This is a genomic window from Rhizobium sp. RU35A, assembly GCF_900156005.1.
In the GTDB taxonomy this organism is placed as follows: Bacteria; Pseudomonadota; Alphaproteobacteria; order Rhizobiales; family Rhizobiaceae; genus Neorhizobium; species Neorhizobium straminoryzae.
In genome coordinates this window covers 285080-300192 of the sequence record NZ_FTMR01000002.1, presented here as the reverse complement: position 1 = coordinate 300192, position 15113 = coordinate 285080, and the positions used below count along the sequence as shown (strand labels likewise).

Annotated in this window: 9 protein-coding genes; 8 read left to right on the top strand and 1 reads right to left on the bottom strand. The window is 63.1% G+C overall.

Features of this window, described 5'->3' with window-relative positions; genetic code table 11:
- Window positions 1-73 precede the first annotated feature (73 nt).
- From F3H95_RS05995 to F3H95_RS05975, 5 genes are all read left to right on the top strand, one after another.
- Window positions 74-2536: a glycogen/starch/alpha-glucan phosphorylase gene (locus tag F3H95_RS05995; RefSeq protein WP_149745272.1), complete on the top strand. Its 2463-nt coding sequence runs from the start codon at window positions 74-76 to the stop codon at window positions 2534-2536.
- On the top strand, window positions 2536-4749 hold the full coding sequence (gene glgB / locus F3H95_RS05990; protein WP_149745271.1) for a 1,4-alpha-glucan branching protein GlgB: 2214 nt from the start codon (window positions 2536-2538) through the stop codon (window positions 4747-4749). Before F3H95_RS05995 ends, glgB begins: the two co-directional genes overlap by 1 nt.
- 22 nt (window positions 4750-4771) lie before the next feature.
- Complete coding sequence (gene glgC / locus F3H95_RS05985; protein ID WP_149745270.1) at window positions 4772-6034, top strand: glucose-1-phosphate adenylyltransferase; 1263 nt, start codon at window positions 4772-4774, stop codon at window positions 6032-6034.
- Window positions 6035-6155: 121 nt separating this feature from the next.
- On the top strand, window positions 6156-7601 hold the full coding sequence (glgA, locus tag F3H95_RS05980; protein WP_149745269.1) for a glycogen synthase GlgA: 1446 nt from the start codon (window positions 6156-6158) through the stop codon (window positions 7599-7601).
- A 2-nt stretch (window positions 7602-7603) separates the two neighbouring features.
- A complete protein-coding gene (locus F3H95_RS05975; protein ID WP_149745268.1) occupies window positions 7604-9229 on the top strand; it encodes an alpha-D-glucose phosphate-specific phosphoglucomutase in 1626 nt (541 codons plus the stop codon).
- 45 nt (window positions 9230-9274) lie between these two features.
- Here the strand turns inward: F3H95_RS05975 and F3H95_RS05970 are convergent, their stop codons facing one another.
- Entirely contained in the window at window positions 9275-9715 is a 441-nt protein-coding gene (locus tag F3H95_RS05970; RefSeq protein ID WP_149745267.1) for an SRPBCC family protein, read from the bottom strand.
- A 127-nt stretch (window positions 9716-9842) separates the two neighbouring features.
- On the opposite strand from F3H95_RS05970, the gene glgX reads away from it, so the two are divergent.
- The 3 genes from glgX (at window position 9843) to F3H95_RS27090 (ending at window position 15098) form a co-directional block, all read left to right on the top strand.
- Window positions 9843-11849, top strand: coding sequence for a glycogen debranching protein GlgX (glgX, locus tag F3H95_RS05965; protein ID WP_149745266.1), 2007 nt, complete (start codon window positions 9843-9845; stop codon window positions 11847-11849).
- A 35-nt stretch (window positions 11850-11884) separates the two neighbouring features.
- Window positions 11885-12373, top strand: coding sequence for a MaoC family dehydratase (locus F3H95_RS05960; RefSeq protein ID WP_143124708.1), 489 nt, complete (start codon window positions 11885-11887; stop codon window positions 12371-12373).
- 307 nt (window positions 12374-12680) lie between these two features.
- Window positions 12681-15098: a methyl-accepting chemotaxis protein gene (locus F3H95_RS27090; RefSeq protein WP_188134303.1), complete on the top strand. Its 2418-nt coding sequence runs from the start codon at window positions 12681-12683 to the stop codon at window positions 15096-15098.
- Window positions 15099-15113: the final 15 nt, after the last annotated feature.

Sequence of the window (15113 nt, the reverse complement as noted above, 5' to 3'; positions counted from 1 at the left end):
TAATCCGACAGAGTGCCGCATCGTTTTCAAAGACCATTCCCTTCTCGTTCAAGACAGCAAAGTGGGCGACCTCATGAACAACACTCTTTCTCCGGTCGATATTCCGCAGCCGGCCCCGCGCAGTTCCAATCCACGGATCATGGCGGAAGAGATCATCGAACGGCTGACCTACCGGATCGGCAAGGATGCCAAGGTTGCCAAGCCCCATGACTGGCTCACCGCCACCATTCTGGTGGTGCGCGACCGCATCATCGATCGCTGGATGGAGTCCACCCGCAAGGTCTACCGGACGGGCGACAAGCGCGTCTATTATCTCTCGCTGGAATTCCTGATCGGCCGCCTGATGCGTGACGCCGTCAGCAATCTCGGTCTGCTGCAGGAAATCCGCGATGCCCTTTCCTCGCTTGGTGTGGACATCGAGGTGATTGCCGGGCTGGAGCCGGATGCGGCCCTCGGCAATGGCGGTCTCGGCCGTCTCGCAGCCTGTTTCATGGAAAGCATGGCGACCGTCGATATTCCTGCCTATGGCTACGGCATCCGCTACGTACACGGCCTGTTCCGCCAGCAGATGGCCGACGGCTGGCAGGTGGAACTGCCGGAGACCTGGCTCGCCCACGGCAATCCCTGGGAATTCGAGCGCCGCGAAAGCTCCTACGAAATCGGCTTCGGCGGTTCGGTGGAAAGCGTCGGTGCCTATGACGAGCCGCCGCGCTACGTGTGGAAGCCGGCCGAGCGCATGATCGCCATGGCCTATGATACGCCGATCGTCGGCTGGCGGGGCGCGCGCGTCAACACGCTGCGCCTGTGGTCCGCCCAGCCGATCGACCCGATCCTGCTCGACGCCTTCAATGCCGGCGACCATATCGGCGCGCTGCGCGAGAGCAACAAGGCCGAGACGCTGACCCGCGTTCTTTATCCGGCCGATGCCAATCCGGCCGGCCAGGAACTGCGCCTCCGGCAGGAATATTTCTTCTCGTCGGCCTCGCTGCAGGACATCCTGCGCCGCCATCTGCAGCAGTATCCCGACTTCACCAACCTCCATGAGAAAGTCGCGATCCAGCTGAACGACACGCATCCGGCGGTGTCCATCGCCGAAATGATGCGCCTGCTGTCCGATGTGCACGGCATGGATTTCGACGAGGCCTGGGACATTACCCGCCAGACCTTCTCCTACACCAACCACACGCTTCTGCCGGAAGCGCTGGAAAGCTGGCCGGTGCCGCTGTTCGAGCGGCTGCTGCCACGCCACATGCAGATCATCTACACGATCAACACCAAGATCCTTCTGGACGCGCGCAAGGAGAAGAAGTTCGGCGACGGCCAGATCCGCGCGATCTCGCTGATCGACGAAAATGGCGACCGCCGCGTGCGCATGGGCAACCTGGCCTTCGTCGGCTCCCATTCGATCAATGGCGTCTCCGCCCTCCACACGGAACTGATGAAGGAAACCGTGTTCGCCAACCTGCATGCGCTCTACCCCACGCGCATCAACAACAAGACGAACGGCATCACGCCCCGCCGCTGGCTGATGCAGTGTAATCCCGGCCTCACCGATCTCATCCGCGAGGCGATCGGCGACGCGTTCGAAGATGACACCGAGAAGCTGACGGCGCTGGATGCCTTTGCCACCGACAAGGCGTTCCAGGAAAAGTTCGCCGCCGTGAAGCGCGCCAACAAGGTGAAGCTTGCCAACCTGGTCGGCAGCCGCATGGGCATCCGGCTCGACCCTTCGGCCATGTTCGACATCCAGATCAAGCGCATCCACGAATACAAGCGGCAGCTGCTCAACATCATCGAGGCGGTGGCGCTCTACGACCAGATCCGTTCGCACCCCGAACTGGACTGGGTGCCGCGCGTCAAATTCTTCGCCGGCAAGGCAGCGCCGAGCTATCATAACGCCAAGCTGATCATCAAGCTTGCCAATGACGTGGCGCGCGTGATCAACAACGATCCGGCCGTGCGCGGCCTGCTGAAGGTCGTCTTCGTGCCGAACTACAACGTGACGCTGGCCGAAACCATGGTGCCGGCCGCCGACCTTTCCGAGCAGATCTCGACGGCCGGCATGGAAGCCTCCGGCACCGGCAATATGAAATTCGGCCTGAACGGCGCGTTGACCATCGGCACGCTGGATGGTGCCAATGTCGAGATGCGCGACCATGTCGGCGCCGACAACATTGTCATCTTCGGCATGACGGCGGACGATGTGGCAAAGGCGCGCGCCGACGGCCACAATCCGCGCGCCATCATCGAGGGGTCGCGCGAACTGTCGCAGGCACTGTCGGCAATCGCCTCCGGCGTGTTCTCGCCCGACGACCGCTCTCGCTTCGCCGAACTGATCGACGGGCTCTACAATCACGACTGGTTCATGGTGGCCGGCGATTTCGATTCCTATGCCAAGGCGCAGCGGGACGTGGACCAGATCTGGTCCGATCCGGTGCTGTGGTACGAAAAGACCATTCGCAACACCGCACGCATGGGCTGGTTCTCTTCCGACCGCACCATTCGCCAGTATGCCTCGGAGATCTGGAGAGCCTGATGAATCAGACGCCCAAGGAACTCGGCACGGACGGACAGAACAGCCTGGAACTTCCGCTTGCCGAGATCGAGGCGATCATCGGTGGTTCCCACGGCAATCCCTTTGCGGTCCTCGGCCCCCACAAGATCGGCGGCGGCACCATTGCCCGCTGCTTCATTCCCGGCGCAGACGGCGTCACCGCCCTTGCGCTGGACGGTTCGGAAATCGGCGAGCTGATGCTGCGCCACGAGGCAGGCTTCTTCGAAGGTGTCGTGTCTCTCGCCCAGCCGAAACCCATCCGCTACCGCGCCCGTCGCGGTGATGTGGAATGGGCGCTGACCGACCCCTACAGTTTCGGCCCGGTTCTCGGGCCGATGGATGACTACTTCGTCCGTGAAGGCTCGCATCTGAGGCTTTTCGACAAGATGGGCGCCCACCCGATGAAGCATGAGGGTGTCGAGGGCTTCCACTTCGCGGTCTGGGCCCCCAATGCGGCGCGCGTTTCAGTGGTGGGCGATTTCAACGGCTGGGATGGCCGCAGGCATGTGATGCGGCTGCGCGTCGATACCGGCATCTGGGAGATTTTTGCCCCGGATGTGCGGGCGGGCGCCACCTACAAGTTCGAAATCATCGCCGCATCGGGCGCCATGCTGCCGCTGAAGGCAGACCCCTATGCCCGCCGCGCCGAGCTTCGCCCCGCCACCGCCTCCGTCGCCGCACCCGACCTCACGCAGAAATGGGAAGACACGGCCCATCGGGAGTTCTGGGCCAAGGCAGACCACCGTCGCCAGCCAATCGCCATCTACGAGGTGCATGCCGGCTCCTGGCGCCGGCGTGACGACGGCACCTTCCTGAGCTGGGACGAGCTTGCCTCCGAGCTGATCCCCTACGTGGTCGACATGGGCTTCACCCATATCGAGTTCCTTCCCGTCACCGAACACCCCTACGACCCCTCCTGGGGCTACCAGACGACCGGGCTTTATGCGCCCACCGCCCGCTTCGGCGAACCGGAAGGCTTTGCCCGCTTCGTCAACGGCTGTCACAAGGTCGGCATCGGCGTGATCCTCGACTGGGTGCCGGCCCACTTCCCGACCGACGCGCATGGCCTGAAGGAATTCGACGGCACCGCGCTTTACGAACATGCCGACCCGCGCCAGGGCTTTCATCCGGACTGGAACACGGCGATCTACAATTTCGGTCGCATCGAGGTTCTCTCCTACCTCATCAACAACGCGCTCTACTGGGCCGAGAAATTCCATCTCGACGGCCTGCGCGTCGATGCCGTCGCCTCCATGCTCTATCTCGACTATTCCCGCCGCGACGGCGAATGGGTGCCGAACGAATATGGCGGACGCGAAAACCTGGAGGCTGTGCGCTTCCTGCAAAAGCTGAACACCGTCAACTACGCCACCCATCCTGGCGTGATGACCATTGCCGAGGAATCGACCTCCTGGCCCAAAGTCTCCCAACCGGTGCATGAAGGCGGGCTCGGCTTCGGCTTCAAGTGGAACATGGGCTTCATGCACGACACGCTGAGCTATCTGAAACGCGAGCCCATTCACCGCAAGCACCACCATAACGAGCTGACCTTCGGCCTGCTCTATGCCTATTCGGAGAACTTCGTGCTGCCGCTCTCCCATGACGAGGTGGTGCACGGCAAGGGATCGCTGATTGCCAAGATGGCCGGCGACGACTGGCAGAAGTTTGCCAACCTGCGCGCCTATTATGGCTTCATGTGGGGCTATCCCGGCAAGAAGCTGCTGTTCATGGGCCAGGAATTCGCACAGTGGAGCGAGTGGAGCGAGGCGCGCGGCCTCGACTGGAACCTGCTGCACTACCACCCGCACGAAGGCATGCGCCGCCTGGTGCGCGATCTCAACTTCACCTACCGGTCGAAGAAGGCGCTGCACCAACGCGACTGCGAACCGGAAGGCTTCGAATGGCTGATTGCCGATGACGCGGAGAACTCCGTCTATGCCTGGCTGCGAAGGGCGCCCGGCGAAAAGCCGGTGGCTGTCATCACCAACTTCACACCTGTTCTCAGGGAAAGCTACCGCGTGCCGCTGCCTTCGGCGGGACGCTGGCGCGAGGTGCTGAACACGGATGCGGAAATCTATGGCGGCAGCGGCAAGGGCAATGGCGGCCGGGTGCAGGCGGTTTCGGCCGGCGGCAGCGTGCATGCCGAGGTGACACTGCCGCCGCTGGCGACAATTATGCTTGAACCGGAAACTTAATGGCATACAGGGAGGATATTCCATGACGACAAAGAGAGTTCAGCCGCTGGCGCGTGACGCCATGGCCTATGTGCTGGCCGGCGGTCGCGGCAGCCGCCTCAAGGAACTGACGGACCGGCGCGCCAAGCCCGCCGTCTATTTCGGCGGCAAGGCCCGCATCATCGATTTTGCCCTCTCCAATGCCCTCAATTCCGGTATCCGCCGCATCGGCGTCGCCACCCAGTACAAGGCCCATTCGCTGATCCGCCACCTGCAGCGCGGCTGGGACTTCTTCCGCCCGGAGCGAAACGAGAGCTTCGACATCCTGCCGGCTTCGCAGCGCGTTTCCGAAACGCAGTGGTATGAAGGCACCGCCGATGCCGTGTACCAGAACATCGACATCATCGAGCCCTACAATCCGGAATACATGGTCATCCTCGCCGGCGACCATATCTACAAGATGGACTACGAGCTGATGCTGCAGCAGCACGTGGATTCCGGCGCTGATGTCACGATCGGCTGCCTGGAAGTGCCGCGCATGGAAGCGACCGGCTTTGGCGTCATGCACGTGGACGGGACCGACCGCATCATCGACTTCGTGGAAAAGCCGTCCGATCCGCCGGGCATGCCGGACAAGCCGGATTTCGCGCTGGCTTCCATGGGCATCTATGTCTTCCACACCAAGTTCCTGATGGAATGCCTGCGCCGTGACGCGGCCGACCCGAATTCCAGCCGCGACTTCGGCAAGGACATCATTCCGTGGATCGTCGCGAACGGGAAAGCCGTGGCGCATCGCTTCACGCAGTCCTGCGTGCGCTCGGACTTCGAGAAGGAAGCCTACTGGCGCGACGTCGGCACCATCGACGCCTACTGGCAGGCCAATATCGACCTGACGGCGATCGTTCCGGAACTCGACATCTACGACAAGTCCTGGCCGATCTGGACCTATGCCGAGATCACCCCGCCGGCAAAGTTCGTGCATGACGACGAGGATCGCCGCGGGTCCGCCGTGTCGTCCGTGGTCTCGGGCGACTGCATCATCTCCGGCTCCTCGCTCTACAACAGCCTGCTGTTTACCGGCGTGCGCGCCAATTCCTATTCGCGCCTCGAAGGGGCGGTCATCCTGCCCAATGTGCGCATCGGCCGGCGCGCCCAGCTTCGCAATGTCGTCATCGATGCCGGTGTAACCATTCCGGAAGGACTGGTGGTGGGCGAGGATCCGGAGCTTGATGCCAAGCGCTTCCGGCGCAGCGAAAACGGCATCTGCCTGATCACCCAGCAGATGATCGACAAACTGGACCTCTAGGTTTTTTCGGGGAAAACTGGAGACCGGTTTTCCCGAGCAGACAACCCAAGACACAAGGAAACCAGAGTCTGTCCGGTTCAGATCGAACCCGACAGACTCGAGGACGGGCAGCAGACACACGATGAAGGTTCTCTCGGTCGCCTCCGAAATCTATCCCCTCATCAAGACCGGAGGGCTCGCCGATGTGGCGGGCGCTCTGCCGCTGGCCCTGTCGGGCCGGGGAGTGGCCATGCGAACCCTCATCCCCGGCTATCCGGCCGTCAAGGCAGCCCTCGGCACCACCCGGCATCTCCTGCATTTCGAGGACCTGATTGGCGTACCGGCCGATGTGCTGGAAGCGAAGGTGGCGGGGCTCGATCTTCTTGTTCTCGATGCCCCGGCCCTGTTCGAACGGGCCGGCGGACCCTATCTCGACACCGATGGCAAGGATTACAGCGACAACTGGCGGCGCTTTGCAGCGCTGTCGCGGGCCGGCGCGGAGATCGCCTGGGGGGCGCTCGGCGACTGGCAGCCCGATCTCGTGCATGTGCATGACTGGCAGACAGGCCTCGTACCCGCCTATCTCCGCTATGGCGAGCGCCCGGCGGTGCCAAGCGTGATGACCATCCACAACATCGCCTTCCAGGGCAATTTTTCCGCAGCCGTCTTTCCGGCACTCGGGCTGCCGCCGCATGCCTTTGCCATGGAGGGCGTGGAATATTATGGGCAGGTCGGCTATCTCAAGGCTGGCGTACAGACCGCCTGGGCGGTCAGCACCGTCAGCCCGTCCTATGCCGAGGAGATCCTGACGCCGGAATTCGGCATGGGCCTGGAAGGCTTGCTGAACCGCCGCGCCTTCGATCTGCACGGCATCGTCAACGGCATCGACGTGGATGTCTGGAACCCGGCCACGGACAGCCTGATCGCGACCAATTACAAGCTGACCGATCTCCGGAACCGCAAGGCCAACAAGCGCGCGGTGGAACGGCATTTCGGCCTCGTGGAGGATGACGGGCCGCTGTTTTGCGTGATCTCCAGGCTCACCTGGCAGAAGGGCATGGATCTGGTGGCCGCCGCCGCCGACGATATCGTGGCGCAGGGCGGCAAGCTTGCGGTGCTTGGGTCCGGCGATGCGGAACTGGTGGCCGCCCTCCAGACGGCAGCGGCGCGCCATCCCGGCCGTGTGGCGATCACCGTCAGCTATAACGAACCGCTCTCGCACCTGATGCAGGCGGGTTCGGACGCCATCCTCATTCCCTCGCGCTTCGAACCCTGCGGGCTGACGCAGCTTTACGGCCTGCGCTATGGGTGCGTACCGGTCGTCTCCCGCACCGGCGGGCTGAATGACACGGTGATCGACGCCAACCCGGCCGCACTTGCCGCAGGATCCGCCACAGGCGTGTCCTTCGGACCGGTCACGCTCGACAATCTGAGACGCGCGATCCGGCGCACAATTCGCCTGTATGGGGATCCCAAAATCTGGACGGAGATCCAGAAAAAGGGCATGAAGTCCGATGTATCCTGGGACAAAAGTGCCGCCCTTTACGCAGACTTGTATTCCAGCCTTCTACCGAAAGGTGAGTATTGACCATGAAGACCGTTTCCACCACGCCGTATAACGACCAGAAGCCGGGCACGTCTGGCCTGCGCAAGAAGGTTCCGGTGTTCCAGCAGCCGAACTATGCAGAAAACTTCATCCAGTCTATTTTCGATAGTCTGGAAGGCTATGAAGGCAAGACGCTGGTGATCGGCGGCGACGGCCGTTACTACAACCGCGAGGTCATCCAGAAGGCACTGAAGATGGCCGCGGCCAGCGGCTTCGGCAAGGTGATGGTCGGCAAGGGCGGTATCCTGTCGACGCCGGCGGCCTCGCATGTGATCCGCAAGTATGGCGCCTTCGGCGGCATCGTGCTTTCCGCCAGCCACAACCCCGGCGGCCCCACCGAAGATTTCGGCATCAAGTACAATATCGGCAATGGCGGCCCGGCCCCGGAAAAGATCACCGATGCGATCTTTGCCCGCACGAAGGTAATCGACAGCTACAAGATCGTGGACGCCGATGATGTCGATCTCGATACCGTGGGCAGCGTCGATCTCGCCGGCATGACGGTCGAGATCATCGATCCGGTCGCCGACTATGCCGATCTCATGGAAACCCTGTTCGATTTTTCCGCGATCCGCGCCCTGATCGGCTCCGGCTTCCGCGTGGTGATCGACAGCATGAGTGCGGTCACCGGCCCCTATGCCGTGGAAATTCTCGAAAAGCGTCTCGGCGCGCCGCAAGGTTCGGTGCGCAATGCCGAGCCGCTGCCGGATTTCGGCCACCATCATCCGGACCCGAACCTGGTGCATGCCAAGGAACTTTATGACGACGTAATGAGCGCCGACGGTCCGGATTTCGGCGCCGCCTCCGATGGCGACGGCGACCGCAACATGGTGGTCGGCAAGGGCATGTTCGTCACGCCCTCCGACAGCCTTGCCGTCATTGCCGCCAATGCGACGCTGGCGCCCGGCTATGCCGGCGGCATTGCCGGGATCGCCCGCTCGATGCCGACCAGCGCCGCTGCCGACCGCGTGGCTGAAAAGCTCGGCATCGGCATCTACGAGACGCCGACCGGCTGGAAGTTCTTCGGCAACCTGCTCGATGCCGGCAAGGCCACCGTCTGCGGCGAGGAAAGCTTCGGCACCGGCTCGAACCACGTGCGCGAGAAGGACGGCCTGTGGGCCGTGCTGTTCTGGCTGAACATCATCGCCGCCCGCAAGGAAGGCGTGAAGGACATCATCACCAAGCATTGGGCGGAATTCGGCCGCAACTACTATTCCCGCCACGATTACGAGGAAGTGGATACGGATGCCGCCAATGGCCTGATGGCCAATCTGCGCGACAAGCTGGCCACCCTGCCGGGCCAGAGCTTCGGTGCATTGACCGTCTCGACCGCCGACGACTTTGCCTATAACGACCCGGTCGATGGGTCCGTCTCGAAGAACCAGGGCATCCGCGTTCTGTTCGAGGGCGGCAGCCGCGTCGTGTTCCGTCTTTCCGGCACCGGCACCTCGGGCGCGACGCTGCGCGTCTATGTCGAGCGCTACGAGCCGGATGCCGCTCGCCACGGCATCGAGACGCAGGAGGCGCTGGCCGACCTGATCGCGGTGGCCGACGAGATCGCCGAGATCAAGGCCCGCACCGGCCGCGACGCACCGACGGTCATTACCTGATCGCGTCGGAGGGGAGTTCTTGAGACCTCCCCTCCTTTCACCGGCTTACCGGATCTCCGGCTCCACCAGCAGGGCCAGCAGGCCAAGCGACTCCTGCCAGCCGAGATAGCAGGCGGCTTCGGGGATGACGTCCGGAATGCCGTCCTGGGTGACGGTCAGTTCCGTGCCGACGGAGACCTCGCGAAAGGTGATGGTGGAGACCATTTCGCCGGGAAGGGCCGGATCATCGAAGCGGTCGGTGTAGCGGATCGTCTGGTCCGGCACGATCTCAAGATAGCGGCCGCCGAAGGAATGGGTTTCCTGCGTGGTGAAATTGGTGAAGGACATGCGGAATTCCCCGCCCTTCACCGGATCGAAGGCATGCATGCGGGCGGTAAACCCATGCGGCGGGTTCCATTTCACCATGGCATCCGGATCCATGAAGGCGCGGAACACCCGGTCGACCGGGGCCTTCAGCACCCGATGCAGACGAACAGTGAAGGGCACGGCTTTTCCTCCTCGTTAAGCGCGTCACTCTATCGTCGCCAGATAGGGCGGTTGCGGCGGAAGTCCCTGCCCCGAAGAGAGAAAGTAAAGCCGCGGCCCGCCCGCCCGACCGATTGCCGGAGTGTTCATGACCGACCAGAGACAGGACGCCATACCGGAGGCGATTCCGGGAGCCGTGCCCCACACACGGGGCGTGCGCTTTGCCGTATACTCGGCCCATGCAGAGGCGATCGATCTTTGCCTGTTCGACGGCGAGAACGAGACCCGGTTGTCGCTGAACAGGACCGCCACCGATCTCTTCGCGCTCGACGTGGCAGGGCTCAAGAGCGGCGCCCGCTACGGTTTTCGTGCGCAGGGCGTTTACGATCCGGATAGGGGACTCTGGTTCGATCCCTCGAAGCTTCTGGTCGATCCCTATGCCCGCGAACTGGATCGCCCCTTCCGGCACGATGCCCGGCTTTCAACCTTCGGCGTGGACACCGCATCACTGGTGCCGAAGGCGATCGTGACGGAAAGCCGGCCGGTTGCACCGGCGGCACCCCGCCTGCCGAAAGGCGGCCTGATCTACGAAGTCGCCGTGCGGCCCTTCACGCTGCTGCATCCGGACGTGCCCGCGGCGCTGCGCGGCACGGTGGCGGCGCTCGCCCATCCCGCCGTGATCGCCCATCTGAAGCGGATCGGTGTGGATGCCGTCGAGCTTCTGCCGATCACCGCCTGGATCGACGAACGGCACCTGCCGCCGCTCGGGCTCAGCAATGGCTGGGGCTACAACCCGGTCGCGATGATGGCGCTCGATCCGCGCCTCGTGCCGGGTGGCATGGCGGAACTGGCGGCCACCGTTGCGACGCTGCATGAAAACGGCATCGGCGTCATTCTCGATCTCGTCTTCAACCACAGCGGCGAAAGCGACCGTCATGGCGCGACGCTCTCCATGCGCGGGCTGGACAACCTCACCTATTATCGCCATGTGCCGGACGCGCCGGGGCTGCTGGTCAACGACACGGGCACCGGCAATACGCTCGCCTGCGACCACCCGGTGGTGCGCCGGCTGATCCTCGATACGCTCCGCCACTTCGTGCGGCAGGCCGGCATCGATGGGTTCCGCTTCGATCTCGGCACCATTCTCGGCCGCAGTGCGCAAGGCTTTTCGCGCGAGAGCGAGACGTTGCGAGCGATCCTCTCCGACGCGCTGCTGGCTGACCGGGTGATGATTGCCGAGCCCTGGGATATCGGGCCCGGCGGCTATCAGCTCGGCCAGTTTCCCCCGCCCTTCCTCGAATGGAACGACCGCGCCCGCGACGATATCAGGCTCTACTGGCGCGGCGACAGCTGGAGGACCGGGCGGCTGGCCCATGCGCTGGCCGGCTCCTCGGAGATCTTTTCCGCGCACGGGCTCGGCGAAACGCGCAGCGTCAATTTCCTCGCCGCCCATGACGGCTTCACGCTGATGGACCTCGTCTCCTACTCCCACAAGCACAACGAGGCGAATGGCGAGGACAACCGCGACGGCCACAACGACAATCATTCCTGGAACAACGGCGTGGAGGGCGAGACACGCGATCCCGCCATCCGCGACAGCCGGCGCCGCGATGTCCAGGCGTTGCTCGGTACGCTGTTTGCCACGCGCGGCACGCTGATGCTGACGGCCGGCGACGAAGGCGGCCGCAGCCAGCAGGGCAACAACAATGCCTATGCGCAGGACAATGCGCTCACCTGGCTCGACTGGACCACGCTCGATGATGACCTCGTGACGCACACCGCCCGGCTTGCCCGTTTGCGCCGCCGCTTCGATGTGTTTTCCGAGAGCGCGTTTTTCACGGGGCAGGATGGCGATGTGCTCTGGCTGAACGAACAGGGCAAGCCGATGACGACGGCGGACTGGGAGCAGCCGGACCGGCAGCAGCTGACCATGCTGCTGAAAACCCGCGACCGCGAGGAGGATCGCGCCACCCGCCTCGCGGCGGTCTTCAACCGCAGCCACGATGCCCTTGCGGTGCATCTGCCGGGCGGTCCATGGCAGGATCTGTTCACCAAGGACCACGTCTTTTCGCCGGTGTTGCCCCCGCGCACCGTCATCTGGTTGAGAGAGCTTGCCGATCCGTCCGCACGTGATAAGGAAGCGGGCGAGAGCTGACGAACCGGAAGCTCCGATCCAAGTCAGGGGTATTCATGCCGCACGAGATCTCTCTGAGGGACGTGAAGGATCTGGTCGGACAGGAAATCGGAGTATCGGACTGGATCACGGTGGATCAGACGATGATCAACCAGTTCGGGGATGCCACGCTCGATCATCAGTTCATCCATACCGACCCGGTGCGCGCTGCCGCGGAAAGCCCCTTCGGCGGCACCATTGCGCATGGTTTTCTCACGCTGTCGCTGCTGTCAGTGATGAACTTTGGCTCGCTGCCGCGCATTCGCGAACAGACCATGGGCCTGAACTACGGCTTCGACAAGCTGCGCTTCGGCTCGCCGGTGCGCACTGGCCGCCGCATTCGCGGGCGTTTCACGCTGACCGAAGCCCGCCTGCGCGGCGCCGGCATGCTGATGACCACCTATGACGTGACCGTCGACATCGAAAACGAGCGCAAGCCCGCCCTCACCGCCCAGTGGACGACCATCGTGCAGTTCGACCCGAAGGACCGGCCGGACGACTGGTGAGCTAAGGTTTTCCGCGATTCGCCGCGATGGACTGAGCGCTGCCGGATCAGTCGCAAACTGGTTCTTGTTGGCAAAACACCACCCTCGAGCTGTACTCCCGAGACCGCTGCACGCCGTTCTGAATTTTCTTTCTAGGACTTAAGTCTAAGGACGGACGTCGGGAATGCCGCACTGCAAAAATGTAAAACCGATCAAAAACAAGGGCTTTTATGATTCTCTCCGTGGAATTCCTGTTTTTTGTCAATTAACAATCACTAAAACATAGAGCCCTCAAATCCGCGTGCAAACAAGACGTGGGGCTAAGACAATGCAATTTCGTTCCATCAAGATGAAGATCGCCGTGCTGTCAGGGCTCAGCGTTCTTTCGGCTGTCGGCGGGCTTCTGGGCTATGGCATTCTGGCGACCTCAAACAGCCAGCGGTTCGTCAGCCAGAACATGTCCGAGCTGACACGGTCCATGACGACAAAGAGCCTGAAGAGCATCGCGTCCACACAGGCCGGCTCCATTCAGGGCACGCTCAACGAGGCATTCGATGCCGCCCGCAACATCGGCCGCAGCTTCGAGGCCATGGCCGGCAGCGGCGCCATTCCGGCCACGGAACGCCGCAAGCAGTTCAATGCCGTTCTGCTGAAGGTTCTTCAGGACAATCCGCAGTTCAACGGCACCTACAGCGCCTGGGAACCGAATGCGCTGGATGGCGATGACGAGGCCTACCGCAACAACAAGAAGACCGGCTCCGATGCCACGGGCCGCTTCCTGCCCTACTGGACGCGCGGCGCCAATGGCGGGATCGAGATCCAGCCGCTCGTGGAATACGACAGCCGTGAACTGCATCCGAATGGCGTGATGAAGGGCGGTTGGTATATCGGACCGCAAACGGGTCAGGGCGAAAGCATCCTCGACCCCCTTCCCTATATCGTACAGGGCAAAAGCGTCTATCTCGCCACCATGTCCGTGCCACTGACGATCAACGGCAAATTCGCCGGCGTCGCGGGTGCCGACTTCGATCTTTCCTTCGTGCAGAAACTGGCGGAAACGGTGAAGGGGGGCCTGTTCGGCGGCAAGGCGTCCGTCAGCATCATCAGCCACAAGGGACTGGTGGTCGCCTCCAGCGAAAAGCCGGATCTGGTCGGCGCCTCCATGGAGAAGCTCAATCCCGCCCTTGGCGAGCTTCTGCCGAAGATCCAGTCTGGCAATGAGGAAGCCATAGAGGATGGCAAGACCTTCCGCGTCCTCTCGCCGATCAAGCTCGGCCGCACCAAGACGCCATGGGCGGTGCTGATCGAGGTTCCGGCCGAGATCGCCCTTGCCCAGGCCACTGCGCTCGATCAGGCTCTGATCGCCCGCAACACGTCCGATGCCTGGACGCAGACCGGCGTCGGCCTCGGCGTGCTGATTGCCGGCGTTCTGGCCATGTGGCTTGTCTCGCGCTCGATCTCCCAGCCGATCGCCACCATGACCGGCACCATGCAGAAGCTGGCTGAAGGGGATCTTGGCGTGGACGTGCCGGGCACGGAGCGAGTGGATGAAATCGGCCAGATGGCAACGGCCGTGCAGATCTTCAAGGAAAATGGCCTTCGCGCACGTACCCTCGAGGAAGAAACGGAACGCAATCGCCATCTCGGCGAAGAAGAGCGCAACCGCGTAGCCGCCCTCGACCGCAAGCGGGCGGATGACATGCAGCACGCGACAACCAGCCTTGCCCATGGCCTGAAATGCATCTCCTCCGGTGACCTGACCTTCAGTTTCCATGAACCCTTTGCCGCAGATTTCGAAGGACTGCGCAGCGATTTCAACGCGGCCGTTCTTCAGCTTCGCAACGCCATGAACTCCGTCGCGACTACGACGTCGGCGATCGACAGCGGGTCGCGGGAGCTGAGCCAGGGCGCCAACGACCTCTCCAAGCGTACCGAGCAGCAGGCCGCCGCGCTGGAGGAGACAGCGGCCGCGCTGGACGAGATCACTGCCAACGTGTCGAACTCCACCCGGCGCACCGAGGAGGCCCGCAGCGTGGCACAGCGCGCCACCCGTGCCGCAACAGAATCGGCCGAGGTCGTCTCGCAGGCAGAGCTCGCCATGTCCAAGATCGAGGATTCCTCGCAGCAGATTTCCAACATCATCGGGGTGATCGACGAGATCGCCTTCCAGACCAATCTGCTGGCCCTGAATGCAGGCGTGGAAGCGGCACGTGCCGGAGATGCCGGCAAGGGCTTTGCCGTCGTCGCCCAGGAAGTGCGCGAGCTTGCCCAGCGTGCAGCGACCGCCGCGCGGGAGATCAAGGGCCTCATCCAGAATTCGTCCACGGAAGTGGAAAATGGCGTGGATCTGGTGCGCAATGCCGGCAGCGCGCTGAAGACCATCGGCGATTTCATTCTGGAGATCAACGGGCATATGGAAGCGATCGCCACCTCCTCGCGCGAGCAATCCACCGGCCTGATGGAGGTCAACCAGGCCGTCAATGCGATGGACCAGACGACGCAGCAGAATGCGGCCATGGTGGAAGAATCGACCGCCGCCTCCACGGCGCTTGCCGCCGAAGCCGCCCGGCTGCGCGGACTGGTGGAGCAATTCCGTATCGCCGAGACACGCCACGATGCGCAGGCCCTCAGAGAGGTCGCACGCGACATGGCGACCGCCCCGGGTGCTGCGCAGGGCCGCAGTCCACGCCGGCTGGCTGCCACAGGCACCGGAGGGGCGCGGACACAGGAATGGGGTGAGTTCTGATCAGAACAAGGGGCG

Bases quoted from the DNA above. Each gene is read 5' to 3' on its own strand.
- F3H95_RS05995 (WP_149745272.1), top strand. From the start codon at position 74: ATGAACAACACTCTTTCTCCGGTCGATATTCCGCAGCCGGCCCCGCGC.
- glgB (WP_149745271.1), top strand. From the start codon at position 2,536: ATGAATCAGACGCCCAAGGAACTCGGCACGGACGGACAGAACAGCCTG.
- glgC (WP_149745270.1), top strand. From the start codon at position 4,772: ATGACGACAAAGAGAGTTCAGCCGCTGGCGCGTGACGCCATGGCCTAT.
- glgA (WP_149745269.1), top strand. From the start codon at position 6,156: ATGAAGGTTCTCTCGGTCGCCTCCGAAATCTATCCCCTCATCAAGACC.
- F3H95_RS05975 (WP_149745268.1), top strand. From the start codon at position 7,604: ATGAAGACCGTTTCCACCACGCCGTATAACGACCAGAAGCCGGGCACG.
- glgX (WP_149745266.1), top strand. From the start codon at position 9,843: ATGACCGACCAGAGACAGGACGCCATACCGGAGGCGATTCCGGGAGCC.
- F3H95_RS05960 (WP_143124708.1), top strand. From the start codon at position 11,885: ATGCCGCACGAGATCTCTCTGAGGGACGTGAAGGATCTGGTCGGACAG.
- F3H95_RS27090 (WP_188134303.1), top strand. From the start codon at position 12,681: ATGCAATTTCGTTCCATCAAGATGAAGATCGCCGTGCTGTCAGGGCTC.